Origin of the sequence: Microbacterium protaetiae (genome assembly GCF_004135285.1) — a bacterium.
GTDB lineage: Bacteria > Actinomycetota > Actinomycetes > Actinomycetales > Microbacteriaceae > Microbacterium > Microbacterium protaetiae.
The window spans coordinates 1882052-1908017 of sequence record NZ_CP035494.1 but is presented as its reverse complement, the minus strand read 5'-3'; the positions used below and the strand labels follow the sequence as shown (position 1 = coordinate 1908017).

The following is a 25966-nucleotide window of genomic DNA, read 5'->3' as shown; positions in this document are numbered from 1 at the left end:
GGATTGAGACCATGCGGACCCTCGCCACGCGGCGCGGAGTCGACTGGTTCCCGCACGCGGACACCAAATACAAGACCGACGTCGACGGAGTCGCGCGCCAGGGTGAGATCTGGGTCAGTTGGAGGGCGGCATCCCCGACCAGTGCCCGTGAGATCATCCCTCACGAGAGCGAAGCCGCCGCGCTTGCTGCGCTCATTGGACACCAAAACCGGAACCGCAGCTCGGGTGTGCGCTGAGTGAAGACTTGCGGGAATGCTGTCATGACAGAAGATCTCCCCATACTCTCCGGCGCCTTTGCGGCATTCGCGCGGCAGGGCGGCTACGTGGCCCGGCCCGAGGGCGGTGCGCTGATGATCGCGTCCGAAGCCGGCGGCGAGATCCGCTTCTCCGTCCACCGACGCGGCGACGACCTGGTGCTCACCCGCGCCGAGCGCAGCGAAGACGAGCGGCTGATCATGTGGTCGAGCGCCGTCGGTGAGATCGAAAACTACCTGACCGTTGTCATCGGCGACGACGTGCGCGCCGTCACAGGGCTCGGCATGCTCGATGGCCCCACCGACGCACCTCAGCTCGCCACCGGGCAGCACGTCGTTCAGGTCGGCGACAGCGCCTTCGCAATCAGCCGGGCCGACGGCATCCCGGACCACGCCCGCTTCGCGACGGCGGACACCGCCGCCCCCGTCTACACCTACAGCGCCACCGTCGGACACTCCGCCGATGCCGTGCGCGCCGCATACCTCGCACCCGACGGCGCACCGCTGTTCCGGTTGTGGCAACCGCGCCCACGGTGACCGGCTTACGCCGGTATCACCCCGGCTCGCGCAGCCTCTTCTTGGCAAGGGAGGTCGCCATGAGCAGTCCGCTGACCCCGAAGAACATCGTCATCTGCCTCGACGGCACGAGCAACGAGCTCGATCACCATCCGACCAACGCGGCCAAGGTGTTCATGATGCTCGACCTCGACGACCCGCAGACCCAGATCGCCTATTACGACCCCGGCGTGGGAACGCTGCCTTCCGCCACCGCGCACGGCGCGATCGGACGGTGGATGTCGCGGGTGGGCGGGCTCGCATTCGGCTTCGGCATGCGCACCAAGGTCAGCCGCGCGTACGGCTGGCTCGTCGAGCACTACCGGCCCGGCGACCGCATCTACATCTTCGGGTTCAGCCGTGGCGCCTACACGGCGCGTGCGCTTGCTGCGCTGCTGTCACGACCGGGCCTGCTGCGCAGCGGGTCGGAGCACCTGATCGACTACGCCGTCGCGCAGTATGTGAAGCCGGCCGGCACCCGCAAGGCCGTCGCCCGTCGTGCGCGCGAGGCGAAGGCGTTCGCCGATGCGCTGTGCTGGGGCACCGAGGGCGAGCCGATCTCGGGTGCGAGCGGCGGGTTCGCGCCATCCGTCGATGACGATCTTCGGGTCGACATCCATGCGATCCCGGTCGAGTACCTCGGGCTGTGGGACACCGTCGAGGCCTGGTTCGCGGGCCTGGGCAGCCTCGACTGGCCCGATACGGCGTCGCTGTGGAACGTGCGCCGCATCCGGCACGCGGTGTCGATCGATGAGGCGCGGCGTCCATTCCGCTACCTGCCGATCCAGTGCCGCGCGCAGTGCGAAGAGGCATGGTTTCCGGGTGTGCACTGCGACGTCGGCGGCACGTTCGCGAACCACGAACTGGCCACGATCGCGCTGAAGTGGGTGTTCGACGGCGTCTGCGACGCCCTCGCGCTGCGCGACAAGCAATCGGCCGAGATCTATGCGCGGTACTGCCGGGTCGAACGGGCGTGGGCCGCGTCGGCGCCGTCGCACACAAACGGCTGGGCGTGGAACCTGCTGCTGCCCGCCCGCCGTCACCTGCCCGACCACGCCGTGCTGCACGCGTCGGTGCGCGAGCGGCGGGCCGCCGATGCGTCGTACCTGCCCAGCCTTGCCCGCGCGAGCGCGGCCGACCGCTGGACCGACGAGGGGTGGTGGATGCCGCACCTCGCGGCTGCTCTCGATGCGTCGGTCCCGGACGGCTCGGCGCCGACTGCCGCCGCCGCTCTCGCCGTCCTCCCGTGATTCGCGCCCGGCAGGCTTGTGCATGTACAACCTCGTACAATTACGTACATAGCCGTTGTCAGCGCAAGCGCCGCACGACAGACGCTGCCCCGCCTGCTCGATCGCGTGGCCGACGGTGAAGAGATCGAGATCACCCGGCACGGGCGTGTGGTCGCCGTCATCGTCAACCCGACCGCGCTGGCGGCGCGCCGGGCCCGCCGCGCAGGGAGTCGGCCGACGAGATCGGCGAGTTGCTTGAAGCCGCGCCGCGTTCTTGGCCACCACGGCTCGCCACGTGGCACTCAACGAGCTCACGAGCGCCCGAGCGCGGCACGAAGCATCGGCTCCCGATGCGCTCGGCATCGCCACCGACGACGACCCCTCCGCGCAGGCAGAGCGCGCCGAGGCCCTCGCTGTCGGCACACGGCGATTGGTGGAGCGTCTGACGCCCGCACAGCGCGCGGCGTTCGTTCTGCGTGTCGGTTTCGGCTACCCCTACGCGCAGATCGCCGATCTTCTCGACACGTCCCCCGCCGGCGCACGGCAGCTGGTCAGCCGCGCGCGACGCGACCTGCTGCGCTCTCCGGCGCAGCCCGTCGAGGGCAGTGCCGCACACCGGCACCTCTTGCGCGAACTCGTCTTCGCGGCGCGCACCGGTGACCTGAGCCGCCTCGAGCTGCTGCTGCAGCGCGACCTCGGGCTTGCCACGCGCGACCGCCGATCGGGGCGGCGGCGCGTGACCGCGGGCTGACAGCACATTCCTCGCATGCGATGCACTCGGATACGAGGAAACGGTGTTACCGTCGGTACGTGACCGCCTCACCCGCTCCCGCCGTCGCACTCGCCGACATGGTGTGCTTCAACCTGCACGCGGCGTTCCGCGCCGTGACCGCCGCGTACCGGCCGCTGCTCGAGCCGTTGGGGCTCTCCTACCCGCAGTACCTCGTGCTCGCCGTGCTGTGGGATCAGGGCGAGGCGCCCGTGCGCGAGCTGGTCGATCGACTGCAATCCGATTACGGCACGATCACGCCGCTGGTCAAGCGCATGGAGAAGCAGGGCTTGGTCACTCGCACACGCAATCCGCGCGACGAACGGTCGGTCGTGGTCGCCACCACCGAGGCGGGGCAGGCGCTCAGCGAACACGCACCGCGCATCTACCAGGCCATCACCGAGACTTTCGGCTTCACCCCAGAGCGCGCCGAAGTCGCCCTCGATGTGCTGCGGTCGATCTCCGCTCACGCGCTCGAGACCAGCTGACGCGTCACATCCGACCGTCGTGTGCGGTCACTCCTGGCAAACGGGCCGAGACACGGTCCCGGACGGGAGACGGAATCATGCGCATAGTGGTCATCGGCGGCACCGGACACATCGGACGGCTCGTGGTCGATCGCATCGAGAACTCCGCACAAGCTGTGGTCGTGGCATCCCGCCGCACCGGCGTCGACGCGCTGACCGGCGAAGGCCTCGACCGGGCGTTGGAGCTGGCCGATGCCGTCATCGACGTCACCAATGCCCCACACCCCGACGCCGATGGCGCGCGCGATTTCTTCACCACCATGACCGCCCGAGTGATCGAGGCCGAGCTGGCGGCCGGTGTGCGACATCACATCATGCTCTCGATCGTCGGGGCCGATCGAGAGGTGAGCGACGGATACTTCGCCGCAAAGGCCGCGCAGGAGCGAGTGATCGCCGACAGCCGCATGCCGTACACGATCGTGCGGTCGACGCAGTTCTTCGAGTTCGCGCGGTCGATCGCCCAGTGGAACACGTCGCGCGACACGATCCACCTGCCGACCACCCATGTGCAGCCCGTCGCCGCCGAAGATGTGGCCGCGACGCTCGTCGATGTCGCCGCAGGCGATCCGATCGACGGCGTGGTCGAGGTGGCCGGTCCTGAGCGGATGCCGCTGCCGCAGTTCGTCTCACGTGTGCTGTTGGCCGACCGCGATGAGCGCTTCGTGGTCGCCGACGACAACGCACGCACTCACGGGTTCAACATCGCCTCGTCAGACCTCCTGCCCGGCGACGCGGCCCTCGTGGGCACCACCACCCTCGACACCTGGATCCGGGAACCGCGCCCGCGCTGAGTCACGTGGTCGCTCCTACGGCCAGAGCGCCTCGGGGCTTTCCAACCCGCCCGAAACGACGAAGTCGCGGTACATGTCGGTCTGATTCAGCCCCGAGAACAGCATGATGCTGTGCTGCAGCTGCGCCCATCCCCCGCTCCAACTCAAACGCGATGCGATGTCCCAGATCGACGCTGTCGGGTCGTCGTGCAGCACCTCGGCGGTCTCGCGCACGCGTCGCAGTGCGTGCAGCGCGGTGTCGCGGCGGCGGCCGGCCAGCCCACGAAAACGGTAGCCGTGCCCGGGTACGACCTCGACATCGTCATACGGATGCAGCCGGTGCAGCGACCGCAGGTACGCGGTCAGCGGGTTCTCGCCGAAGTCGGCGCCGAGGCCGAGCCCCGGATACACGGTGGGCAGCACGTGATCGCCCGAGAACAGCAGCCCCCGCGATTCGTCGACCACGCAGATGTGGCCCGGCGTGTGGCCGGGGGTGTGCAGCACCCGCCACGTCGCCCCGGCCACCGGCAGCTCGTCACCGTCCTCGACCAACACGTCGGCGTGCAGCGGCGCATGCCTCGGAGCCGATCCATGCGCGCGGTCGTGCAGCAGTCGCGCGCGCTCGGGCGCGACTCCCCACTCTTGCAGCCGGGAATCGAGGTCTTCTGGGACGACGGCGCCTTCGGCGTCGATGGATGCCTGTTCCCGGCGATGCAGCACGACGCGCGCTCCGCTGGCCTGACGCACGGCATCCGCCAGCCCGATGTGATCGGGATGTGCATGCGTGACCACCACGGTCGCGACATCCGCCATCTGCCGCCCCAGCCCCCGCAGAAAATCGTCAATGCGCTCGAGCGATCCGGGTTCGGCCCAGCCGGGGTCGATGAGCGCGACGGTGCCATCGGGGCCCAGGTGCACGGCGGCCAGCGTGTAGCCGAGACTGCCGCCGCCAGGCATGGGCATCGCCAGCGACCACAGCCCGTCGGCCACCTGTTCGGCGTCAGGCATGCCGCCTGTGGTGGCTGCCCGGTACTGGGAGTCGCTCAGAGGCTCCATCGCATTCCCTTTCGGCACGGCGCGGGCATCGGGCCCGCATCGGAACGGTATCGCTCCCGATCGCCGTGGCGGAAATCCCCCGCCGCCCGGTGTGCCGGCTAGCCGGTGTGTCTGTGCGCCGGCCACCCGGTGTGCCGGCTGCCGGTGTGCCGGTGTGCCGGTGTGCTGGTGTGCCGGCCACGCGCCGGCCGGTGTGCCGGCCACCCGCCGGCATCCGCCGCCCTGGCCGTTCAGCTCGCAGGACGTTTTCCGGATCCCGGGCGTGTCACCCGGCGTGTCCACCCCTCGCCGCCGATTCATCCTGCGAGCCGAACACCTAGCCGCCCGCCACCCGGCCCACCACCGGCCGGTACCGGCCGGAAACCACCGGCACCGGCCCCAACCTGCCACCTACCACCTGCTGCCTGCCACCCGCCACCCGCCACCCGCCGCCTACCGCCTGCCACCCGCCGGCCGGTGTGCCCGCCACCCGCCGGCATCCGCCCCACCGCGGCGTTCAGCTCGCAGGACGTTTTCCGGATCCCGGGCGTGTCACCCGGTGTGTCCACCCCTCGCCGCTAAATCATCCTGCGAGCCGAACATCCAGCCACCCGCCATCCGGCCCACCACCGGCCGGAAACCACCGGCACCGGCCCCAACCTGCCACCTACCACCTGCCGCCTGCCACCCACCACCTGCCACCCACCCCCCTGCCACGCGCCACCCAGTGTGCCGGCTACCCGCCGGTATCCGCCCCACCGCGGCGTTCAGCTCGCAGGACGTTTTCCGGATCCCGGGCGTGTCACCCGGCGTGTCCACCCCTCGCCGCCAAAACGTCCTGTGAGACGAACACCCGGGCGAGTCGACACGACACCACCGGCCACCCGGAGACGCCGCCGCCCGGCGACACCACCGGCCGCCCGGAGACGCCGCCGCCCACCGCACCCGCCACCTGCCACCCGCCCCGCGCTGTCATAGGCTCACGGGAGAAGGAGCCGCCGATGTCGCCGCTGATCACCGCCGCCGAACTGCACGATCTGCTCGCCTCCGCACGCCCACCGAAGGCGCTCGATGTGCGCTGGCGCCTCGACCGGCCCGACGGCCGCACCGCCTTCGCCGCCGGGCACGTCCCCGGTGCCGTCTATGTCGACCTCGACTCCGAGCTCGCCGCACACGGCGCGCCGGCCGACGGGCGGCATCCGCTCCCCTCACCCGCTCAGCTGCAGGCGGCGGCCCGTCGCTGGGGCCTCAACGATGGTGACACTGTGGTCGTCTACGACGACATCGCGAACATGTCGTCGGCACGGGCCTGGTGGCTGCTGCGCGACGCCGGTGTCGAGGTGCGCGTGCTGGACGGCGCGTATGAGGCGTGGGTGCACGCCGACTACCCGATCGAGACAGGCCCGATCCACCCGACGGCCGGCAACGTGACACTCGATCCCGGTCGCCTGGCGACGGTGGGGATGGATGCCGCGGCCGACGTGGCCGCGCGCGGCGTGCTGCTCGACGCCCGAGCCGGCGAGCGCTACCGCGGCGAGGTCGAGCCGATCGATCCGAAGGCCGGGCACATTCCCGGCGCCGTCAGCGCACCGACCACCGAGAACGTCGATGACGAGGGGCGTTTTCTTCCCGCCGACGTGCTGCGCACCCGATTCGAGAGCCTGGGCGTGACCGGCGGCATCCCCGTCGGCGCCTACTGCGGTTCGGGCGTCACCGCGTCGCACGAGGTTCTCGCGCTGGCCATCGCCGGTTTCGACGCGGCCCTGTATCCGGGCTCATGGAGTCAGTGGTCGAACACTCCAGGCCGCCCGGTCGCGACCGGGTCGTGAGACCCCAGTTGGGCCCCTGCGTCGCGGTCGTGGCATACTAACCGACTAGACGGTATGTCGCGTTCGGCATACCCACGAGGAGGAACGCATGAGCAGAGTCGCCATCGTCACCGGAGCAGCGCGCGGCATCGGCGCGGCCACCGCGCGCCGCCTGGCCACCGACGGGTTCGCCGTCGCCGTCGTCGACCTGGCCGAAGACGCCGGTCAGCCGGTGGTCGACGAGATCCGCGCCGCCGGCGGTGAAGCCCTCGCCGTGGGTGCCGATGTCTCCGATGAGGCCGCGGTGGCCACGGCCGTCGACCGCGTGGCCGCCGAGCTGGGCGCCCCGGTCGTGCTGGTGAACAACGCCGGCGTCATCCGCGACAACCTGCTGTTCAAGATGACCGCCGACGACTGGGACACCGTTCTGCGTGTGCACCTGCGCGGAACGTTCCTGATGAGTCGCGCCGTGCAGAAGCACATGGTCGAGGCTGGCTGGGGCCGCATCGTGAATCTGTCGAGCACGTCGGCGCTGGGCAATCGCGGCCAGGTGAACTACTCGGCCGCGAAGGCGGGCATGCAGGGCTTCACGAAGACCCTCGCGATCGAGCTGGGTCGGTTCGGTGTCACAGCGAACGCCATAGCGCCGGGCTTCATCGAGACCGACATGACGGCTGCCACCGCCGCGCGCGTGGGCGTGCCGTTCGACGAGTTCACGGCGGCCGCGGCCAAGGAGATCCCGGTCGGGCGCACCGGCAAGCCCGAAGACATCGCCAACGCCGTCGCGTTCTTCGTGTCCGAGGCATCCGGCTTCGTCTCCGGCCAGGTGCTCTATGTCGCCGGTGGCCCGAAGGCCTGACGCGCTCCCGGTCAGGCTATCGGCGCAGGCAGACCGAACCGCCGCTTTCCGGCCCCACCCCTGTGAATCGGTGGGAGACTGCCGATATGGCGACCACGATCCCGGTCGACCTGCCAGACACGAAGACGTCTCATCTCCCGCCTGTCCAGGCCGACCTTCTCACCCGCACCCGTGTCGAGCAGAAGGGCAACATCGTCGTCCGGTGGATCACCTCCACCGACCATAAGACGATCGGCTATCTGTATCTGATCACCTCGGTGATGTTCTTCATGTTCGGCGGGGTGATGGCCCTGATCATCCGTGCCGAGCTGTTCGAACCGGGCCTGCAGTTGGTCGCCACGAAAGACCAGTTCAACCAGCTGTTCACGATGCACGGCACGATCATGCTGCTGATGTTCGCGACGCCGCTGTTCGCCGGGTTCACCAACGCGATCCTTCCCCTGCAGATCGGCGCACCCGATGTGGCGTTCCCTCGGCTGAACGCCTTCGCGTACTGGCTGTACCTGTTCGGCTCACTGATCGCCGTCGCCGGTTTTCTCACTCCACAGGGCGCCGCCGCGTTCGGCTGGTTCGCCTACCAACCCCTCGCGAATGCCACCTTCTCGCCAGGCGCCGGCGCGAATTTGTGGTTCCTGGGTCTGGCGATGAGCGGTTTCGGCACGATCCTGGGGGCGGTGAACTTCATCACCACGGTCATCACCATGCGCGCGCCCGGCATGACGATGTGGCGCATGCCGATCTTCACCTGGAACGCCATGATCACCAGCATCATGGTGATCATGGTCTTCCCCGTGCTGGCCGCGGGGCTGCTCGGGGTCAGCGCCGACCGCATTCTCGGAGCGCACCTGTTCGATGCCGTCAACGGCGGTGTGCTGCTGTGGCAGCATCTGTTCTGGTTCTTCGGCCACCCCGAGGTGTACATCATCGCGCTGCCGTTCTTCGGCATCGTCACCGAGATCTTCCCGGTGTTCAGCCGCAAGCCGGTGTTCGGGTATCGCACGCTGATCTACGCGACGATAGCCATCGCCGCACTGTCGACCTCGGTGTGGGCGCACCACATGTACGCCACCGGCGCGGTGCTGCTGCCGTTCTTCTCCCTGCTGTCCATGCTCATCGCGGTGCCCACCGGGGTGAAGATCTTCAACTGGATCGGCACCATGTGGCGAGGCTCGGTGACGTTCGAGATGCCCCTCGTGTTCGCGATCGGCTTTCTCACCTCGTTCGTGTTCGGTGGCCTGACCGGGGTGATCCTCGCCTCGCCCCCGCTGGATTTCCACGTCACCGACTCGTACTTCGTCGTCGCGCACTTCCACTACGTCGTGTTCGGCACGGTCGTGTTCGCCATGTTCGCCGGGTTCTACTTCTGGTGGCCGAAGTGGACCGGAAAGATGCTCAACGAACGTTTGGGCATGGTGCACTTCTGGATGCTGTTCATCGGATTCCACATGACGTTCCTCGTGCAGCACTGGCTGGGGGTGGCCGGGATGCCGCGGCGGTACGCCGATTACGCCCCGTCTGACGGATTCACCTGGATGAACCAGGTATCCACGATCGGGGCCATGCTGCTGGGCTCGTCGATGATCCCCTTCTTGTTCAACGTGTGGGTCACGGCACGGAAGGCACCGAAGGTGACAGTGAACGACCCGTGGGGCTACGGCGGATCGCTCGAGTGGGCGACCAGTTGCCCGCCGCCGCGGCACAACTTCACCGCGATCCCGCGCATCCGCAGCGAGCGGCCCGCGTTCGACCTCAACCATCCCGAGGCGGCGCCCGTGCCTGTGTGACCGCGGTCAGGTCAGCAGTGCGCGAACAGAAAAGCCCTGATCCTCAAGGATGACCTGCACAGCCGCGCCGCTGCGCGCGTTGACGACGACGGGCGCCATGAGGTTGACGCTCACGCCCTCGTCGGTCGGTCGTGCGATCACCAGAAGCAGCGCATCGTCGGGCGAGGCGAGGGCGAGCGCGGCGACCTGGTCATCCGGCAGCACTGGGGCATACTCCTCGCCGACCGTGCGGGGATCGACGAGATGCACTCGAAGCCCGGGCTGTGCCGTCGCGTGCAGGGCGAACAGGCCATCGGCCCCGTCCACCGGGTCGAGGACGAAGTCGGTGTGCGGAGCGAAGCCGGGCGGCGGAGCCAGGAACGTCAACACCGCGCTCATGCCAGAAAGTCCATCAGCGAGGGCTGCAACACGCGGCCGGTCACCGCCAGCGCCGAGCGATACACGAGTTCCTGCGACTGCAGGCGCACGAGCACCTCGACCGAGTCGGCGTCTTCGACGGCCGCTCTGCGCGCCTCCAGCGAGACGGACTCGTCCACGGTGCTCTCCTTCGCCCGCTCGATCTGCGATTGTCGGGCCCCCACGGCTCCCTGCGCCCCGAGCATAGCCGTCATGCGATCGTCGATCTGGGTGAGACGCCCACTCACATCGACCCCCGACCGCAAGTCGGCGACGATCGAATCCAGGAGAGCGAACACCGAGTCGTTGCCCGAGCCGTACACCTCGGCACCGTCGGCATCGACACGAACGGTCACATTGTCTGAAATGCGCCGTGTCACTTCCGCGCCCGCAGTGCCGGTGAAATCGTCGTCGTCGAAGGCGACGCCGGCGTCCGAGGTGCCGGCAAAGACCGTGCGCCCCAAGATCTTCGTGTTGGCCTGGGCGAGAAGCTCCGACCTGATGCCTTCGAGTTCGACGGCGATGGCCTCTTTGGCCGTGGCATCCAGTGCGCCGTCGTTCGCGCCCTGCACGGTGAGGTCGCGCGCGCGGCGCAAGAGCGATGTCGACGCCGAGATGGCGCTGTCGACGGTGGTGACCCAGGCCAGTCCATCGTTGATGTTGCGCGCGTATTGGCTGTTGCGCTGCTGCTGGGCGTGCAGCTGGAGCGCGGTGGCGGCCGCGGACGGGTCTTCGGAGGGCGCGGAGAACGCCCGCTGGGACGTCGCCTGTTCCTGCAGCCGCGACAGCTGGGTGAGGTTCGCCTGCAGGTGCCGCATCGCCGTCTGCGACATGCTCGTGGCGGTGACGCGCGAGATCATCGTGCTCCTTGGTTCATCGTCCGACGATGCCGGTCTTGTTTATCAGCACATCGAGGGCCTCGTCGATGGCGCTCAGCACGCGGGCAGAGGCCTGATACATCGCCTGGTAGGTGACGAGGCTGATGGTCTCTTCGTCGCCATCGACGGCAGCCACCGACTGCTGGGCGCTCGTGGCCGACACCGTCGCGGTATCAGCCAGCCGTGAGCGCTGCACGTCGCCGGCGGTCGCAACGCTGAAGCGCAGAACCTGATCAGCCCAGATCGCATCCGGCGAGCCGGCAGCAGAGCCCAACTGAGACATCGCGTCGGCGTTGCTCGCATCCAGAGCTCCGGTGCCCGCTGTCGCCAGCGCGAGCTCGGCGGCCGAGGTGGGCAGCACGCTCAGGCCAAGGGCGGCCGGTCCGGCCGCGGAGACCGCGAAGAAGTCAGCTCCGGGTGCGCCGGATGCCGTCACACCGGCGCGGTGCTGCGCATTGACCAGGTCAGCAAGTGTGGTGGCCACAGTGTTGTACGCACCAGCCAGTTGGGCCAGTGACCCGCCGGCGTCTGCGGGGGCTAGCACGGCGATGGCGCCCCCGAGTTCTCCGTCGGACACGGGGACGAGAGAGTCGGTCCCCTCCCAGGTCAGCGACACACGCTGCCCCTCTTCGATCGATTCCGCTCCGGTGGCGGCAAGGTGACGGGCATCCTTTCCCGACACCAGCGCGTTGCCGTCGATGCGCACAGTCATGGTGCCGTCGGGCTCCACCGTGGCACGCGCGCCGGTTATCCGCGCGACGGTCTGGGCGAGCACGCTGCGCTGGTCGATGAGCTCGTTGGCACTGCGACCCGAAGCGACCGCGTCGCGGATCAGCCCGTTCAGCGCCGCAATCTGATCAGCAGCGGCATTCACCTGTACAACGGTTCGGTCCACGGTTGCACGGGCGTGCACCCATTGATCGGCGACGGTGCGATAGCCCTCGGCGATCCGACCGGCGAGCTCCTGCGCCGCGCTGAGCACGACGGATGCCGCGGCTCCGGAGTCGGGGGCGTTGGCGAGATCCTGCCACCCGGCCCAGAACGCCGACAGCCGTGCGGCGAGTCCGTCGCTGGTCGGCTCGGCCAGTGCCGACTCCGCCGTCGTCGTCGCGACCGCCCGCGTCGCCCAGAAGCCCGAGGCAGCCAGGGCGTCGCGCACTCGCGCGTCGAGCAGATCGTCACCGAGGCGGGCGATGCCGGCCACAGTGACGCCCTGGCCGGGCACCGGCCCGGTCGAGAACCGTCCCGCCTGTGCGACTGCGGTGACAGCCGCGGTGTTCACTCGCTGGCGGGTGTAGCCCTCCGTCGTCTGATTCGCGATGTTCTGACCGATAACGTCCATGCTCAGACGTGCCGCAGCCAGTCCGGATGCCGCGGCGTTGAGCCCACCGAAGGTCGACATGCCTCACATCTCCGTCTCGATGATTCGCGCGGCATCCGTTCGCGCGCGCACACCACCCGTTGTGTATTCGCCGGTGTCAGCACCCAGACCGGCGATGGTCTCCTGCGTCGCACGCATCACCGCGCCCAGCTGCTGCACGTTCGAATCGCGGAGCTGCCCGATTTCGGCGACCAACTGGGTGAGGACGCGCAGGTGGTCGGTGAACACGTCGCGCCATGCCGTCGAGGGTGCATATTCGATGAGCGCACGCAACGTCGCATCCTCGGGGGCACCCCATTCCTCGGCGACGGCGGCGGCATCCACCACCCGGGCGATTCCGGTGGTGCGCAACCGGTCGAGCACCTGCTCGATCTCGTGCGTGGCGAAGTGCATCCAGCGACCGCTGCCCGCCGCCAGCAGCAGGTGCTGCACCTCGAGCTTGAACAGCAGCATCTCGAGCAGCTCACGCTCGTGCCAGAGCCGCATGGATAGCTCGTTCGTTCCCATAACTGGCCCTCCCCCCGCCGCGAATCGACATCGTCCGTGGTTCTTCTTGTTCTATCGACCGACTCTCCCCTATGGTTATCCCGAGAAGATGAGTGTTTTCTCATATTCCCCGATGGGTGGGGAAAGAGAAGGCCCTCGTCATCGTCGCACAGGCACGCTTTCTGGGGATGTCGGACGCACTGGGGATGTCCAAGAAAGAGGTGAAGACGTCGACATGCCCCCGCATGCCCAGCGCAATCGTCTCATCGAAGACAACCTGCCGCTCGTCGGCTATCTCGCCGCCGAGACGCACGCACGAGCAACGCACGTGCCGCGCGAGGAACTCGCCGGCGTCGGCGCTCTGGCTCTGGTGACGGCGGCCAGCGCCTATGACCCCAGCCTCGGCGTTCCCTTCGGCGCGTATGCGCGGCGCCGCATCCTCGGCGCTTTCGCCGACGAGATGCGCGCGATGGACTGGGCCTCGCGCGGCATCCGCCGACGCATCAAAGAGACCGTGGCGGTGCGTGAGGCGCTGACCGCCGGCCTCGGGCGCACCGCCACCATCGCCGAGATCGCGACGGCGATGGGGATGCCCGAGCAGGAGGTGTCCGAGGCGCTGTCCGACGCCTCCCGCACCGTGACGACACTGGATGACCCCTCGGCAGCCGGATTGATCTCCGACATCCCCCTCCCCGAGGAATCGGCGTTACTGGCCGAGCGGCGGCATGTGCTCGAGTGCGCAGTGCTTGCGCTTCCCGAACGCATGCGCCAGATCGTGCAGGCGGTGTACATCGACGAGCGGCCGGTGAAGGAGATTGCCGAAGAATTGGGCGTCTCCCACTCGGCGGTGTCGCAGCAGCGCGCCGAGGCGGTGCGTCTGCTGCGCGATGGGCTCGAGCACTACTTCGCCGACGGCCCGGCGCCCGAGCCCGTCTCACGCGTGTCGGTCGCCGTGCGTGAGGCGTTCTTCGCCCGCATGGTCGAGATCGGCGGCGAGCGCATCGCGAGAGCGTTCCGGCGGCGCAGCGCCCTCACCGCATAGAAGTCCGACCCGCGGCTTACCCGGCTCGGTTCGGTGCCGATAGGTGTCAGCGGAGCCCACGGATGGGCTACCAGGTACCCCATCACGGAGGAGAAACACCATGGGTATGCAGATCAACACCAACGTGTCGGCGCTGAACGCCTACCGCAATCTCGCCAGCACGCAGAACGACCTGTCGAAGTCGCTCGAGAAGCTCTCGAGCGGTCTGCGCATCAACCGGGCTGCGGACGACGCGGCGGGCCTCGCGATCTCGGAGGGCCTGCGCTCGCAGGTCAACGGGCTCAACGTCGCGGCCCGCAACGCCCAGGACGGCATCTCGGTCATCCAGACCGCGGAAGGCTCCCTGACCGAGGTCCATTCCATCCTGCAGCGCATGCGCGACCTCGCGGTGCAGGCGGCGAACGACTCGAACAACGCCGAATCGCGTGACGCCATCAAGAGCGAGATCGACTCGCTCGGCTCGGAGCTGTCGCGCATTCAGCAGTCGACGAACTTCAACGGCATCAACCTGATGAAGGGCGACACGCTCAGCTTTCAGGTGGGCGCCGACGGGGATGCCGCCTCGAAGATCGATGTCACGACCGCCGATCTGACGACCGCGTTGTCGACCCTGGCCTACACCGCTAGTGACGGCACCGCTGCCACCGACGGAGCCGTACTCGACTTCACGACCGCCGATGCCACGACGGGTCTGGTCACCGGTTCCGCGCTGACTGTGGGCACCACCGAAGACGCGCAGAACTCGATCGAGATTCTGGACGCCGCCATCACGGCGATCTCGGCGCAACGCGCCGATCTGGGTGCGGCGCAGAACCGGTTCGAGTCCACCATCAATAGCCTCAACGTGTCATCGGAGAACCTCTCGGCCGCCGAGAGCCGCATTCGTGACACCGACATGGCATCGGAGATGGTCAAGTACACGGCCAAGAACATCCTGTCGCAGGCCGGCACCGCCATGCTCGCCCAGGCCAACCAGGCCAACCAGGGCGTGTTGCAGCTGTTGCGCTGAGACACCGGGGGGTTCCGGGGCTGATCGGCGCCGGAACCACCCCACCGACGCGGAAGGAGGAATCCGATGGGCACATCGATCGACGGGCTCGTCTCGGGCTTGGATACGACGGCACTGATCACGTCCCTCATGAACGTGGAGTCCATCCCCCGTAATCTGCTGTCGGCCAAGAAAGACGACACCAACAACATCATCTCCCAGCTGCAGACGCTGAATGCCTCGGTCCAGAATCTGGCCACGCAGGCGCAGAAAGCCTCTTCCCGCACCGCTCTCGCCCGGTTCACCGCCACATCGTCATCGAGCGCCGTGACCGTCACTGCGCGCAGCGATGCCGTGCCCACCGCCATCGACATCGTTGTCGACCGCGTCGCACGCGCGCACACCGTGGTCACCGCAGCATCCGCGACCTGGCCCGAAGACCCGCCGGTGCTCACTCTGGAGAACGCGACGGGCGAGCGCGTGCAGGTCACCGCCGCGTCGACGTCGATGACGGATGTCGCACGCGCCATCACCGCCGCAGGCACCGGCATCACGGCCACGGTCGTGCAAGCCGGCACCGACGCGGACGGCACCCCTGCCTGCCGGCTGCAACTGACGGCGAACGAGACCGGACAAGCCGGGTCATTCCACGTCTATCTCGGCGATCCCGACGCCGTGGCAGCCGGCACCGCAACCGACGTGACCACCGCCCCGGGGGGCGCGGTGGTCACTGTCGGCGCGGATGCCGAGCTGCGGCTGTGGGCAGGCACCGACGCCGAGCAGGTCGTGAGCTCGTCAACCAACACGTTCACCGGCGTGTTCCCCGGAATCGACGTGACGGTTGCCGAGGCCTCTACCTCCCGGGTGAAGATCACCGTCGCCCCCGACAGCGCCGCGCAGACCCAGGTGGCCGGCGAGCTCATCACCCAGGTTGCGTCGCTGCTGACCCGCATCGCGAACGGCTCGACGGCGACCGTGCCGGACACCCCAGGCACGGCGACCACCCTCGGCGTGTTCACCGGCGACAGCACGGTGCGCGCACTGGGGCAGGCACTCGCCGACGCGATCCAGCATCCCGTCGACGGCGCCTCCCCCTCCACCATCGGAATCTCGATCGACCGCTATGGGGCCCTCTCGTTCGACGCGGCAAGCTTCGCCTCTGCCCTGGCCGACGACCCCGAACGCACGCAAGCGATATTCGCCGGGATCGCGGGCCGGGTGCAGGACGTCTCGGAGCGATATTCGGACAAATACGACGGCCTGCTGACCTCGCGGATCACCGGACAGCAGAACGAGGTGACGGCACTCGGCGACCAGATCGAGCGCTGGGATGTGCGCCTCGCACGACGCCAAGCCACACTGGAGAGCACCTACGCTCATCTGGAGACGATGCTCTCGCAACTGCAGTCGCAGTCGTCGTACCTCACCTCGCAGCTCGCGAGCCTCCCCACCTGGGACACCGACTCGTGAACGCCGCTGTGAAGGCCCAGCAGCGCTACCGCGACGAGGCCATACTTTCGGCGACGCCTGAGCGTCTGCTCACCATGCTCTACGACCGGCTGCTGCTGGACATCGAGCGCGGCGAGGCCGCACAGCGCGCCGCGGAGTGGGAGAGCGCGAACACGCACCTGCAACACGCGCAGGCGATCATCGCCGAGCTCTCCAGCTCGCTCACCAGCGTATGGGACGGCAGCGCCGAGCTGCGGGCGCTGTACGACTTCTTGACCCGCACTCTCATCGGAGCCAACATCGCACGCGATGCCGACCGCACGCGCTCCTGCCGCACCCTGGTAGTGCCGCTGCACGAAGCGTGGCACCAGGCCGCAACGAGCCTGGCGCAAGCCGCATCATGACCGATGACGTGTGGGCCGTGTTGCTGGACCGGTTCGAGGCCGACCTTCGCCGGAACGCCATCCCGCAGTCCTGGACGCCGCCGAGCATTCCTCTTTCGGCCGCGCACGCCGAGCGAGCCCGCGAACTGCTGCAGCGCCAACGGCAGCGCAGGGATCAACTGCAGGGCGAACTCAATGTCGTGCGGGAGCAGCTGCGCGCGCTCCGACGCGTTCCCCCCGTGCACACGGACAGCCCGATCCTCCTCGACCGGCACTTATGAGAATCGTCTAACGATCCGCCATTCGCCGTCGATAGTGCATCCCGAGCAGGGAACGCTCAACGGAATCGGCCAGGGATCGGCCGCCACCTACCGACCTGATCGGGAGACCGGCCTGTGCTCGATTCTGTGACCATCACCGCACTGTCCAGTGCGCTGGACGCGCTCTCGCAGCGCCAGCGCGCGATCGCTGACAACATCGCCAACATCAACACCCCCGGATATCACGCGAAGCGGGTGCAGTTCGAAGACGCACTCGCTGCGGCTGTGGCCACCGGCGACGGGCACGCGACCGTTTCCGTGGGCGAGTCCCTGGAGCCCACGCGCCTGGACGGCAACAACGTCAATCTCGACACCGAGACCCTCTCGAGCATCGACACGACACTGCGCTACCAATTCGCGTCCCAGGCGGTGGACGGTCCGTTCTCCGCGGTGCGCACGGCCCTGAGGACGACATCATGACCTTCGACGCGATCGGTATCGCCGGAACCGGCCTCACCGTACATCGCAAGTGGCTCGACGCCCTCAGCGACAACATCGCCAATATCAACACCGCCGTTGCGCCCGACGACACCGCGTTCCGCGAACGCTATGTGCGCGTGACCACCAGCGATCTGTCACCGGGGGCTTATGTCGCCGGTGTCTCGCTCGGCTCTGCCGAGGGGCGGCTGGTACAAGAGCCCGACAACCCCCTCGCCGATGAGAACGGTAACGTCCGCTACCCCGACATCGACCTCGCCGACCAGATGGCACAGCTCATCCTCGCCCAGCGCGGTTATGAGGCGAACGCCGGTGTCGTTGATCGCGCCCGCAACACCTACGAAGCCGCCCTCCAGATCGGCCACGGCCGATGAGCGCGGGCATCGACGCGGTATCGGCGGCTCTCTCCCCCGGGCTCCCGCAGGTACCGGCCACGACGTCCCCCACCGGCGATGACACCGGGTTCGCCTCGAGCCTGGCCGGTGCCGTAGACGAGCTGCGCGCACTGCAGTCGACGTCCGACGAGCTGAATGTGGCCGCGGTGACCGGTGACCTCGACGACATCCACGCCGCTATGATCGCGTCCACCCGCGCGTCGGTGACCCTCGAACTCGTGGCCGCCGTGCGCAACAAGGGCGTGGACGCGTTCAACGAGATCATGCGAATGCAGGCCTGATGCCCCCGTCCGTCACCTCTGCGCTGCACCGCCTGGGAAGGTTCATCTCGGGTTTCACCCTCGCCCAGCGCACGATAGCGATCATCGGCCTGGCCGCCGTGATCCTCGGCGGTGTCGCCCTGTTCAGCTGGATGAGCCGCCCGGACTACTCGCCATTGTTCTCGGGGCTGAGCGCCTCCGACGCAAACGCCGTCGTCGAGCAGTTGCGATCGGACTCGGTGCCGTACGAGTTGGCCGACGGCGGTTCGACCGTGCTGGTTCCGAAAGAAGAGGTCTATGACCAGCGCCTGGCGGCCGCATCCGCAGGTCTTCCCACCTCGAGTTCGGGCGGCTATACGTTGCTCGACAAGATGGGGGTGACGGCATCCGAGTTCCAGCAGTCGGTCACCTACAAGCGGGCGATCGAAGGCGAGCTCGCCGACACCATCGCATCGATGGATGGCGTCACCGCCGCCTCGGTCAAACTCGCAATCCCCGAAGAAAGCGTCTTCGTCTCTCAGACACAGGACCCCACCGCGTCGGTGTTCGTGGAGGTGTCCGACCGGTCGACGCTGTCGTCGCAAAAGGTGGAGGCCATCGTGCACCTCACTTCGGCGGCGGTCACCGGCCTGAAACCCGAGAACGTCGCAGTGGTCGACCAGGCCGGCCACACCCTGTCGGCGGCGGGCACGGGGACCTCCGGCGGGGTGGACGAACAGGCCGGCGACTATGAGAGCCGCGTCGCGGCGAGTGTGCAGAAGATGCTCGATGCTGTCGTCGGGCCCGGCAACGCGACCGTCACCGTGACCGCCGACATCGACCGCTCATCGAACCAGCGCCAGGATGAGACATATGCCCCGGCCGACGGCGCCCCACCGGCCAGTGAGCAGACGAAGACGCAGACGTCGAAGGGCAGCAGCACCGACGCGGGGGTGCTTGGGCCAGACAACATCGCTGTTCCCTCCGGCGACGACGCCGACAGTGATTACCAGTCCACCGAGACCACCCGCAACAACGTGATCAACAAGACCACCCAGACCACGACGACGCCAGCCGGCAAACTGCGCCGCCAGTCCGTCTCGGTGGCGGTCGATTCCGCTGCCGCCGGAAGCGTCGACGCCGATCAGCTGCGCGAGCTCGTCTCGACCGCCGCCGGTATCGATACGAAACGAGGCGACGCGGTCACGGTCGAGTTCGTGCCGTTCAGCCAGACCGAGAGCAAGGCCGCGCAAGACGCGCTGAAGGCCGCCAAAGACGCGGCCGACGCCGAGCGCGCCGCGACGCTGCGCAACACGATCATCATCGCCGCCGCCATCGCACTGCCGCTGCTCATCGCACTGGTCGTCTTCGTCGTGCGCGCCCGGCGTCGGTCGCGCGATGACGAGTTCGGCGATCCCACCTATGTCCCGCTGCTCGAGGGCAAGCCGCGCTCGCTGCTGGCACCCACCGATGCGGGTCTGGCTGTGCGGGCCCAGCCGGATCCGGTCGCCGCGTTGCTGATCGACGACCCGGTGCCCGAGCCGGGGCCCGAGCCTGATGACGACCTGGAACGGGAGCTCGAACCGGCACAGATGCGCTTGGAGCGGCGTCGCCACGAGATCGATGCCCTCGCACGGCAGGATCCCCACCGCACCGCCGATCTGCTGCGCGATCTGCTCGAGGAGAGGCAGGACGCATGACCCTGACCATGGACCCACCCACCCTGAGCGGACGGCAGACGGCCGCCGTCGTCGTGATGAACCTCGGGCGGGCTCAGGCGGTTGAGGTGATGAAACACCTCTCCGAGTCCGAGGCCGAGACGATCGCCACCGAGATCGTCACGCTCCGGCAGTTGGATGCCGAGACCACGGCCCGTGCGCTGGCCGATTTCCATCGCCTCGCGTCGGGGCACCTGCCCCCGGGTCGCGGCGGTCGTGACATCGCCGCCCGGCTGCTCGAAGCGTCGCTGGGTGTCGAACGCGCCGCTGAGGTCCTACACCGAGTCACGGCGACGAAAGCTGCCGCCGCATTTGACTTCTTGGATGCGGCATCCCCCACCGAACTGGCCGCGCTACTGGACGATGAGCTACCGCAGACGGTGGCGCTGGTATTGGCCCATCTGTCGGCCGATCGCGCGGCCACCGTGCTGGCCGCTCTTCCTGATCCCGGACGCACCGATGTCGCCCAGGCAATTGCGACGATGGGCACAGCCACCCAAGAGGCGATCTCGATCGTCAGCGACGCACTACGGGCACGCACCGGGGTGTTCGCGGCACGAGAGAAGCCCGAAGCACTCGGCGGCGTCGAGCCGCTCGTGGAGATCATCAACAGCTCCGACGCGACCGTCGAGAAGGCCCTTCTGGCCAGCATCGAAGAGCGCGACGAGGCACTGGCCGAAGACATCCGCTCACGGATGTTCACTTTCGCCGACATCGTCAAGCTCGAGGACCGCGACGCGCAGCGCGTGCTGCGCGGGATCGACATCCGGGCGCTCGCGCTCGCGCTCAAGGGTGCGCAGCCCGAAATCGCGGAGGTCATCCGACGTAACGTATCCGAGCGCAATCGCGATGCGCTCGACGACGAGACGCAGGCTCTCGGCGCCGTGCGCATGTCGCAGATCGAAGAGGCGCGCGCAGAGATCGTACGCACGATCCGCGCTCTCGAAGCGTCGGGTGACATCACCGTGCGCCGTGTAGAGGAAGACGTCTATGTCAGCTGACATCTTCGCTCCCGTCGTCTTCCCCCACCTGCATGATGCGGGACTGGAGGCCGAACGCGAGCGCGCGTGGCATCGCGGGTATGCCGATGGACATGCCGCCGGCGTGCGGGCCGCCGTCGAACAGGCCGCCGTCGCCGCAGCGGGCTCCGAGGCTCGCCGCGCCGCGCGCGATGAGGGGCAGCGGCGCCTGGTGGCTCGTGCCATCACGACACTGCACGCCGCCGCGGAAGCACTGCACGAACGGACGCAGCAGGTGTCCGCCGCGACGACGGACCAGGTCTTCGCCCGAGCCATCGAACTGGCGACGGTGATCATCGCCGCGGAGCTGTCCGACGTCGAGGGATCGGCCAGCGCAGCCGTGCGCCGTGCGCTGCGGTCCGCCGACCCCGCCGACGTCTGCGAGATCCGTCTGAACCCGGACGACCTCGCCGCACTAGAGCGCCTCGAGGTCGCACCCGTCGGGATCTCGCTCGTCGCGGACGAGCAACTGGCCCGTGGCGATGCCATCGCCGTCGTGGACGACGGATATGTCGACGCGCGAGTCGACGCCGCTCTCAAGCGTGCCCGGCGTGCCGTCCAGGAGGTCACGGCGTGACGGGCTGGGGTGCTGTGCTCGATGCTGCGCGACCCGAGCGGGTCGGACGCGTCGCGCAGGTGCGCGGACTGAGCGTGCAGGTGCGCGGCATCGACTGCGCGGTCGGCGATCTGGTCGCCCTCGATGGACACCCCGGCGAAGTCGTGGCCATCGGCGACGACGGCGTGCGATGCATGCCGCTGGTATCGGCCGATGGTCTTGTCGTGGGTGCGCCGGTGCGCAGCCTCGGCGGTCCGCCGCGCGTGCCGGTGGGCAGGGAGCTTCTCGGGCGAGTGATCGACGGACTCGGCCGGCCCGTCGACGGTCGCGGTCGTCTTCGGGCCCCCCTCGTGGCCGCGGATCACGAGCCCCCGTCGGTGATGGGGCGCGACCGGATCGCTGTCCCCCTCCCGCTGGGCGTGCGCGCGATCGACACGCTGACAACAGTCGGACAGGGCCAGCGGGTGGGGCTTTTCGCCGGGTCGGGCGTCGGCAAGTCATCGCTCTTGTCGATGATCGCGCGGGGGATGGATGCCGATGCCGTCGTCATCGCGCTTGTCGGCGAGCGCGGCCGCGAGGTGCGCGAATTCATCGAAGACGATCTGGGACCGAGGGGACTGGCTCGGACGGTCGTGGTGGTCTCGACATCCGATCAGCCGGCCATGGCACGGCTTCGCGCCGCGTTTACCGCGACACGGATCGCGGAGGGATTCCGTGATGAAGGCGCGCACGCGATTCTCATGATGGACTCGCTGACCCGCGTCGCGATGGCGCAGCGCGAGATCGGGCTGTCGGCCGGTGAGCCGCCCGCGACACGCGGCTACCCGCCGTCGACATTCGCTCTGCTGGCACGGCTCCTGGAACGGGCAGGCACCGACCAGGGGGGCTCGGTGACCGGCATCTACACCGTGCTCGTGGACGGCGACGACCACAACGAGCCGATCGCCGATGCGGTCCGATCGATTCTCGACGGACACATCGTGCTCGATCGCGCGCTCGCGCTGAGCGGCCACCACCCGGCGATTGATGTGCTGGGATCGGTATCGCGGGTGGCGGGAAAGGTGACCACCCCCGACCAGCGCGCACTGGTGACCACCCTGCGCGCGGTGCTTGCGGAACGACGCGGCGCCAGCGATCTCATCGACATCGGCGCTTATCAGGCCGGTGCCAACGCCCGCGTGGATGCCGCGATCGCGAACGAGCGCGCGATCGCCGACTTTCTCACCCAGCCGCTCGACGAAACCAGCACGGCCGAGGACTCGTGGCGCCGTCTTGCCGCTCTGGTGTCCGACTTCGGAGGTGTCGGATGACGCGCTTCTCACTGGCAGGGCTGTTGCGGGTACGCAGCGCGCAGGAGCGCGAGGCCGCACAGCGCCTGTCGCGCGCCACCATCGAGGCCGGGCAGACCGAGGCGCGCAACCGCCAACTGCGTGCCGCCCTGGGCGGTGCAGACTCAGACATTCCCGATGTGCGCGCCCTGGCCGCCCTGGCCGCTGCTCGCGCGGCCGGTCGCTCACTGCTGGCGGATCTATCGGCCGTCTCCGCGCTGCAACAGCAGACACTCGAGCGGACGCGTGCGGCGCACGGCGAACGCCGACGCGAGGTCAAGGGATTGGAGAAGCTCGCACAGGCGCACAGCCGGCACGCGCACGTCGAACGGCTGCGCAGCGAGCAGCTCGAGCTCGACGAGATCGCCGCGCGCATGCAGGGGCAGGCCGACGGATGAGCGTCCCGGCACTGGCAGTCGTCGATGCCCGTCCGCCCACGGCCACGCGGTCCAGAAGCGACGGCGCGACGGCATTCGCCGAGGCCGTGCACACCGCCCTGAACACAAGCCCGGAGAGCACCATCGCCGTGACCGCGGCTGCTCACGACGGTCCCGACGCGAAGACATCGCCGCTCGCCGCCGGCACGACGTCGGACGAGACGGCCGACCGGTCGACCGGTCCCGCTCCCTCCACCGCGTCGACCATGCCCATGCCCCTCATCGTGCCCTCGCCGATCGCCGCTGTTCCGGCATCCGACGGCGCCGGCGAGACCGCCACCGTCGGAACCACGCCGGCGCCGCCGGAGGAGACCACCCCTCGCCTCGAGAACGCCGTGATCCCCGGGCACAAAACGTCTGCCGGCGTGCCGGTGGATACGGCCACGATCCTCGCCCTGCCGGCTGCGGCGTGGTCGGGCACTCCCCCGACACCGGCTACCCAAGCACCCGGATCCCGCACGACGACCCCAGCCCTCACTCAGTCTTCTCGCCCCTCGCCACGCCCCGAGATCTCGACGGAGGTGACCGGGGCGGCAACCGCTGCCGATACCGGAAGCGCCACAGCCTTCCCTGCCCTCCCCGCCCTCGCCGTCGCGATACCCACCGGGAATCCGGCCAGAACTGCCGCCTCACCCGCGCCCGGACGGAGCGTCGACACGTCTGCCGGGGCATCTGCGACCACGCCCCCCGCGCCCGCGCCGCCGGTGCTGGCCGCGGCGGCCGCGCCCAGTCCGACCACTGCCGCCGCCGCAGCCTGGCCGGCACTCGGGCCCCAGCTGAGAGCGTCGGTGGTCTCGCTCGCTCAGGCCTCGGACGGCGAGCACCGCATCACCCTCACCGTGTCGCCCGAGAACCTCGGTCCGGTCACCGTGCGTGCGCACATCGACGGCGGCGCCGTCCGCATCGAACTGCACGCGCCCACCGACCTCGGACGCGACGCGCTGCGCGCCATTCTCACAGATCTGCGTCGCGACCTTGCTGCGGCGGCGCCGCAGGCGTCGCTGACCGTCTCGCCCGGGGACGCATCCCCCGGCGGCGCCTCATCCGGGCAACCGGGGGCCCAGCTGGCCAGTCCGGTGCGGGAGGGCAGCCCCAGCCCGGCCCGGGCCAGTCTGGACAGCCTGGGTCCTCGTCGGTGCGCGCCGATCCGTCGCCTCCCGGTCGCCCGCTCCCGGCCGGCGACGATCTGTCGTCCTCGGTGCGGGCTACCGACGGCGCATTCTTCGGAATCGACATCTTCGCCTGACGCGAAAGGACACCATGACCACCATCGACCCCGTCTCTACGGCCAGCCTGTACACGGGTGCAGCCTCCACCGGCAGCGAACGCAAGCAGACGCTCGACTCGGAGGTCTTCCTCAAGCTGCTGGTCACGCAGCTGGCCAACCAAGACCCCAGCTCGCCGATGAACACCAACGAGATGATCGGCCAGACCACCCAACTCGCCTCCATGGAACAGCTCACGGCACTGTCGACGACGACGACCGAGAACTTCGCCCTCACGATGCGTCAGGCCGCCGCCGCCCTCATCGGCGCGCAAGCCCACTACGTCGACGACGCCGGAGTCGAGCACGCCGGAAAAGTCGACGCGGTGTCGTTCGCCGACACGGTGCCACAGCTGACCATCGGCGGCACCACCGTTGCCCTCGACGCCGTCTCCGGCCTGACCGCTCTCACCTGATCTCTCTCAGAAAGGCATCACCATGCTCCGCTCCCTGTACTCCGGCATCTCGGGCCTGCGCTCGCACCAGACCATGCTGGATGTCACCGGCAACAACATCGCCAACGTCAACACCGCCGGCTTCAAGGCCTCCGCGGTGCAGTTCCAAGACTCGCTGTCACAACTGGTCCAGAACTCCACGCTTCCGCAGCGTGACTCCGGCGGCTCGAACCCCGCGCAGGTCGGCCTGGGAGTGCAGGTCGCCGGCATCAAGACGAACTTCACGCAGGGATCCACCCAGTCCACCGGCGTGCCCACCGACCTGATGATCGCCGGAGACGGCTTCTTCGTGGTGCGCTCGGGGGCCGAGACCCGCTACACCCGTAACGGCGGCTTCTCCTTCGACTCCAGCGCGCGCCTGGTCACCGCCGACGGCGCACTGGTGCAGGGGTGGACCGCGCAAAACGGAACGATCCAGGAAGGCCAGGCGCTTGGCGACATCACCCTGCCGGTCGGTGCGACTCTGCCCGCAACGGCTACGACAACGGCAGCAGTGGCCGGAAACCTTCCCTCGGACACGCCCATCGGCGATCAGCTCGTCCGTGACACCACGACATACGACGCCGAGGGCAAGCCGTCATCGATCCGGCTGACGTTCACCCGCACCGCCACCGGGTGGGACGTCGCCGACGACGACGGCGTGACCACGACACTCGGCTTCACCGACGGCAGGCTGACCGGCGGCGGCTCGATCATCTCCCACGGCATCACGGTCGACCTGTCGACGGTGACCGGCTACGCCGACATCGACACGATCGCCTTCGACTCCCAGAACGGTGGGGCCGCCGGAACACTGCTGTCGTACGCGCTCTCGGACGACGGCAGCCTGGTCGGCACGTTCAGCAATGGCAAGACACAGGTTCTCGCCCGGATCGCGCTCGCGACGTTCGTGAACCCCGGGGGGCTGGAGAAGACCGGCTCGTCGCAGTACCTGCCCAGCGTCAACTCCGGCCAGCCGAAGATCGGCGCCGCAGGAGCCGACGGCATGGGCAAGGTGGTCAGCGGCGCGCTGGAGATGTCGAACGTCGACCTGTCACAGGAGTTCACCAACCTCATCGTCGCCCAGCGCGGATTCCAGGCGAACGCGCGCATCATCACCACCAGCGATGAGGTGCTGCAGGAGCTCACGAACCTCAAGCGCTGACGCCTGCCGGCGCGTTCGCACCAATCGGAGGCGGAATCCCTCGCGTCATCGCGCTAACGC

29 protein-coding genes and 2 pseudogenes are annotated in these 25966 nt (G+C 68.7%); 25 read left to right on the top strand and 6 right to left on the bottom strand.

The genetic code is table 11. From position 1 onward, the window contains the following. Positions 1 to 260 precede the first annotated feature (260 nt). From ET475_RS08910 to ET475_RS08885, 6 genes and pseudogenes are all read left to right on the top strand, one after another. Positions 261 to 791, top strand: coding sequence for an Imm61 family immunity protein (locus ET475_RS08910; RefSeq protein WP_129388803.1), 531 nt, complete (start codon positions 261 to 263; stop codon positions 789 to 791). Between the two features lie 59 nt (positions 792 to 850). Beyond that, complete coding sequence (locus ET475_RS08905; protein WP_129388800.1) at positions 851 to 2059, top strand: DUF2235 domain-containing protein; 1209 nt, start codon at positions 851 to 853, stop codon at positions 2057 to 2059. Positions 2060 to 2077: 18 nt separating this feature from the next. Beyond that, a pseudogene (locus ET475_RS18415) lies at positions 2078 to 2221 on the top strand (type II toxin-antitoxin system Phd/YefM family antitoxin); the annotation flags it as partial. 112 nt (positions 2222 to 2333) lie between these two features. Next, a complete protein-coding gene (locus ET475_RS08895; RefSeq protein ID WP_165310846.1) occupies positions 2334 to 2789 on the top strand; it encodes a sigma factor-like helix-turn-helix DNA-binding protein in 456 nt (151 codons plus the stop codon). A 59-nt stretch (positions 2790 to 2848) separates the two neighbouring features. Further along, complete coding sequence (locus ET475_RS08890) at positions 2849 to 3295, top strand: MarR family winged helix-turn-helix transcriptional regulator (protein WP_207205316.1); 447 nt, start codon at positions 2849 to 2851, stop codon at positions 3293 to 3295. 77 nt (positions 3296 to 3372) lie between these two features. Next, a complete protein-coding gene (locus tag ET475_RS08885; protein WP_129388791.1) occupies positions 3373 to 4125 on the top strand; it encodes an SDR family oxidoreductase in 753 nt (250 codons plus the stop codon). A 15-nt stretch (positions 4126 to 4140) separates the two neighbouring features. Here ET475_RS08885 and ET475_RS08880 read toward each other — a convergent pair whose 3' ends face one another. Continuing rightward, on the bottom strand, positions 4141 to 5160 hold the full coding sequence (locus ET475_RS08880; RefSeq protein WP_165310844.1) for an MBL fold metallo-hydrolase: 1020 nt from the start codon (positions 5158 to 5160) through the stop codon (positions 4141 to 4143). Positions 5161 to 6140: 980 nt separating this feature from the next. Between ET475_RS08880 and ET475_RS08875 the strand changes: the two genes are divergently transcribed. From ET475_RS08875 to ctaD, 3 genes are all read left to right on the top strand, one after another. After that, on the top strand, positions 6141 to 6968 hold the full coding sequence (locus ET475_RS08875; RefSeq protein WP_129388785.1) for a sulfurtransferase: 828 nt from the start codon (positions 6141 to 6143) through the stop codon (positions 6966 to 6968). Between the two features lie 88 nt (positions 6969 to 7056). After that, positions 7057 to 7806 carry a 3-oxoacyl-ACP reductase FabG gene (gene fabG, locus ET475_RS08870; RefSeq protein ID WP_129388782.1) on the top strand — a complete coding sequence of 250 codons (750 nt, stop codon included), beginning with the start codon at positions 7057 to 7059 and terminating at the stop codon, positions 7804 to 7806. Between the two features lie 86 nt (positions 7807 to 7892). Beyond that, positions 7893 to 9590 (top strand): aa3-type cytochrome oxidase subunit I, encoded by a 1698-nt coding sequence (gene ctaD / locus ET475_RS08865; RefSeq protein WP_129388779.1) that lies wholly within the window; start codon positions 7893 to 7895, stop codon positions 9588 to 9590. A gap of 6 nt (positions 9591 to 9596) precedes the next feature. On the opposite strand, the gene fliW is transcribed toward ctaD, so the two are convergent. The 4 genes from fliW to flgN are packed head-to-tail and all read right to left on the bottom strand — an operon-like array spanning position 9597 to position 12752. Continuing rightward, the gene (fliW, locus tag ET475_RS08860; RefSeq protein WP_129388776.1) at positions 9597 to 9968 is read right to left on the bottom strand and encodes a flagellar assembly protein FliW; all 372 of its coding nucleotides are present in this window, start codon (positions 9966 to 9968) and stop codon (positions 9597 to 9599) included. Beyond that, positions 9965 to 10846, bottom strand: coding sequence for a flagellar hook-associated protein FlgL (gene flgL, locus ET475_RS08855; RefSeq protein WP_129388772.1), 882 nt, complete (start codon positions 10844 to 10846; stop codon positions 9965 to 9967). Before flgL ends, fliW begins: the two co-directional genes overlap by 4 nt. A gap of 13 nt (positions 10847 to 10859) precedes the next feature. Continuing rightward, entirely contained in the window at positions 10860 to 12266 is a 1407-nt protein-coding gene (gene flgK / locus ET475_RS08850) for a flagellar hook-associated protein FlgK (protein ID WP_129388769.1), read from the bottom strand. 3 nt (positions 12267 to 12269) lie between these two features. Then, complete coding sequence (gene flgN, locus ET475_RS08845; RefSeq protein ID WP_129388766.1) at positions 12270 to 12752, bottom strand: flagellar export chaperone FlgN; 483 nt, start codon at positions 12750 to 12752, stop codon at positions 12270 to 12272. 214 nt (positions 12753 to 12966) lie between these two features. On the opposite strand from flgN, the gene ET475_RS08840 reads away from it, so the two are divergent. From ET475_RS08840 to ET475_RS08780, 13 genes are all read left to right on the top strand, one after another. Next, the gene (locus ET475_RS08840) at positions 12967 to 13773 is read left to right on the top strand and encodes a sigma-70 family RNA polymerase sigma factor (protein ID WP_129388763.1); all 807 of its coding nucleotides are present in this window, start codon (positions 12967 to 12969) and stop codon (positions 13771 to 13773) included. A 100-nt stretch (positions 13774 to 13873) separates the two neighbouring features. Continuing rightward, positions 13874 to 14782 carry a flagellin N-terminal helical domain-containing protein gene (locus ET475_RS08835; protein WP_129388760.1) on the top strand — a complete coding sequence of 303 codons (909 nt, stop codon included), beginning with the start codon at positions 13874 to 13876 and terminating at the stop codon, positions 14780 to 14782. A gap of 66 nt (positions 14783 to 14848) precedes the next feature. After that, the gene (gene fliD / locus ET475_RS08830) at positions 14849 to 16231 is read left to right on the top strand and encodes a flagellar filament capping protein FliD (protein ID WP_129388757.1); all 1383 of its coding nucleotides are present in this window, start codon (positions 14849 to 14851) and stop codon (positions 16229 to 16231) included. Beyond that, positions 16228 to 16614 carry a flagellar export chaperone FliS gene (gene fliS / locus ET475_RS08825; protein WP_129388754.1) on the top strand — a complete coding sequence of 129 codons (387 nt, stop codon included), beginning with the start codon at positions 16228 to 16230 and terminating at the stop codon, positions 16612 to 16614. The genes fliD and fliS overlap by 4 nt, the downstream gene beginning before the upstream one ends. Then, positions 16611 to 16874, top strand: coding sequence for a hypothetical protein (locus tag ET475_RS08820; RefSeq protein ID WP_129388751.1), 264 nt, complete (start codon positions 16611 to 16613; stop codon positions 16872 to 16874). Before fliS ends, ET475_RS08820 begins: the two co-directional genes overlap by 4 nt. A gap of 114 nt (positions 16875 to 16988) precedes the next feature. Next, positions 16989 to 17333 (top strand): flagellar basal body rod protein FlgB, encoded by a 345-nt coding sequence (locus ET475_RS08815; RefSeq protein ID WP_129388748.1) that lies wholly within the window; start codon positions 16989 to 16991, stop codon positions 17331 to 17333. After that, on the top strand, positions 17330 to 17725 hold the full coding sequence (locus ET475_RS08810; protein ID WP_129388744.1) for a flagellar basal body rod protein FlgC: 396 nt from the start codon (positions 17330 to 17332) through the stop codon (positions 17723 to 17725). Before ET475_RS08815 ends, ET475_RS08810 begins: the two co-directional genes overlap by 4 nt. Next, positions 17722 to 18027, top strand: coding sequence for a flagellar hook-basal body complex protein FliE (gene fliE / locus ET475_RS08805; protein WP_129388741.1), 306 nt, complete (start codon positions 17722 to 17724; stop codon positions 18025 to 18027). The genes ET475_RS08810 and fliE overlap by 4 nt, the downstream gene beginning before the upstream one ends. Beyond that, entirely contained in the window at positions 18027 to 19685 is a 1659-nt protein-coding gene (gene fliF, locus ET475_RS08800; protein ID WP_129388738.1) for a flagellar basal-body MS-ring/collar protein FliF, read from the top strand. Before fliE ends, fliF begins: the two co-directional genes overlap by 1 nt. After that, on the top strand, positions 19682 to 20704 hold the full coding sequence (fliG, locus tag ET475_RS08795; protein WP_242497823.1) for a flagellar motor switch protein FliG: 1023 nt from the start codon (positions 19682 to 19684) through the stop codon (positions 20702 to 20704). Before fliF ends, fliG begins: the two co-directional genes overlap by 4 nt. Continuing rightward, complete coding sequence (locus ET475_RS08790; RefSeq protein ID WP_129388735.1) at positions 20694 to 21299, top strand: FliH/SctL family protein; 606 nt, start codon at positions 20694 to 20696, stop codon at positions 21297 to 21299. Before fliG ends, ET475_RS08790 begins: the two co-directional genes overlap by 11 nt. Further along, entirely contained in the window at positions 21296 to 22588 is a 1293-nt protein-coding gene (locus ET475_RS08785) for a FliI/YscN family ATPase (protein WP_129388732.1), read from the top strand. Before ET475_RS08790 ends, ET475_RS08785 begins: the two co-directional genes overlap by 4 nt. Beyond that, positions 22585 to 23004, top strand: coding sequence for a hypothetical protein (locus tag ET475_RS08780; RefSeq protein WP_129388728.1), 420 nt, complete (start codon positions 22585 to 22587; stop codon positions 23002 to 23004). Before ET475_RS08785 ends, ET475_RS08780 begins: the two co-directional genes overlap by 4 nt. A gap of 142 nt (positions 23005 to 23146) precedes the next feature. Here the strand turns inward: ET475_RS08780 and ET475_RS18125 are convergent, their stop codons facing one another. After that, complete coding sequence (locus ET475_RS18125; protein ID WP_129388725.1) at positions 23147 to 23428, bottom strand: hypothetical protein; 282 nt, start codon at positions 23426 to 23428, stop codon at positions 23147 to 23149. Here ET475_RS18125 and ET475_RS18410 point away from each other — a divergent pair. The 3 genes and pseudogenes from ET475_RS18410 to ET475_RS08760 all read left to right on the top strand — a co-directional run. Further along, positions 23379 to 24056: pseudogene (locus tag ET475_RS18410) on the top strand (flagellar hook-length control protein FliK); the annotation flags it as partial. The gene ET475_RS18125 and the pseudogene ET475_RS18410 overlap by 50 nt on opposite strands. 247 nt (positions 24057 to 24303) lie before the next feature. After that, on the top strand, positions 24304 to 24723 hold the full coding sequence (locus ET475_RS08765; protein WP_129388722.1) for a flagellar hook assembly protein FlgD: 420 nt from the start codon (positions 24304 to 24306) through the stop codon (positions 24721 to 24723). Between the two features lie 22 nt (positions 24724 to 24745). Then, positions 24746 to 25906: a flagellar hook protein FlgE gene (locus tag ET475_RS08760; RefSeq protein WP_129388719.1), complete on the top strand. Its 1161-nt coding sequence runs from the start codon at positions 24746 to 24748 to the stop codon at positions 25904 to 25906. Positions 25907 to 25966: the final 60 nt, after the last annotated feature.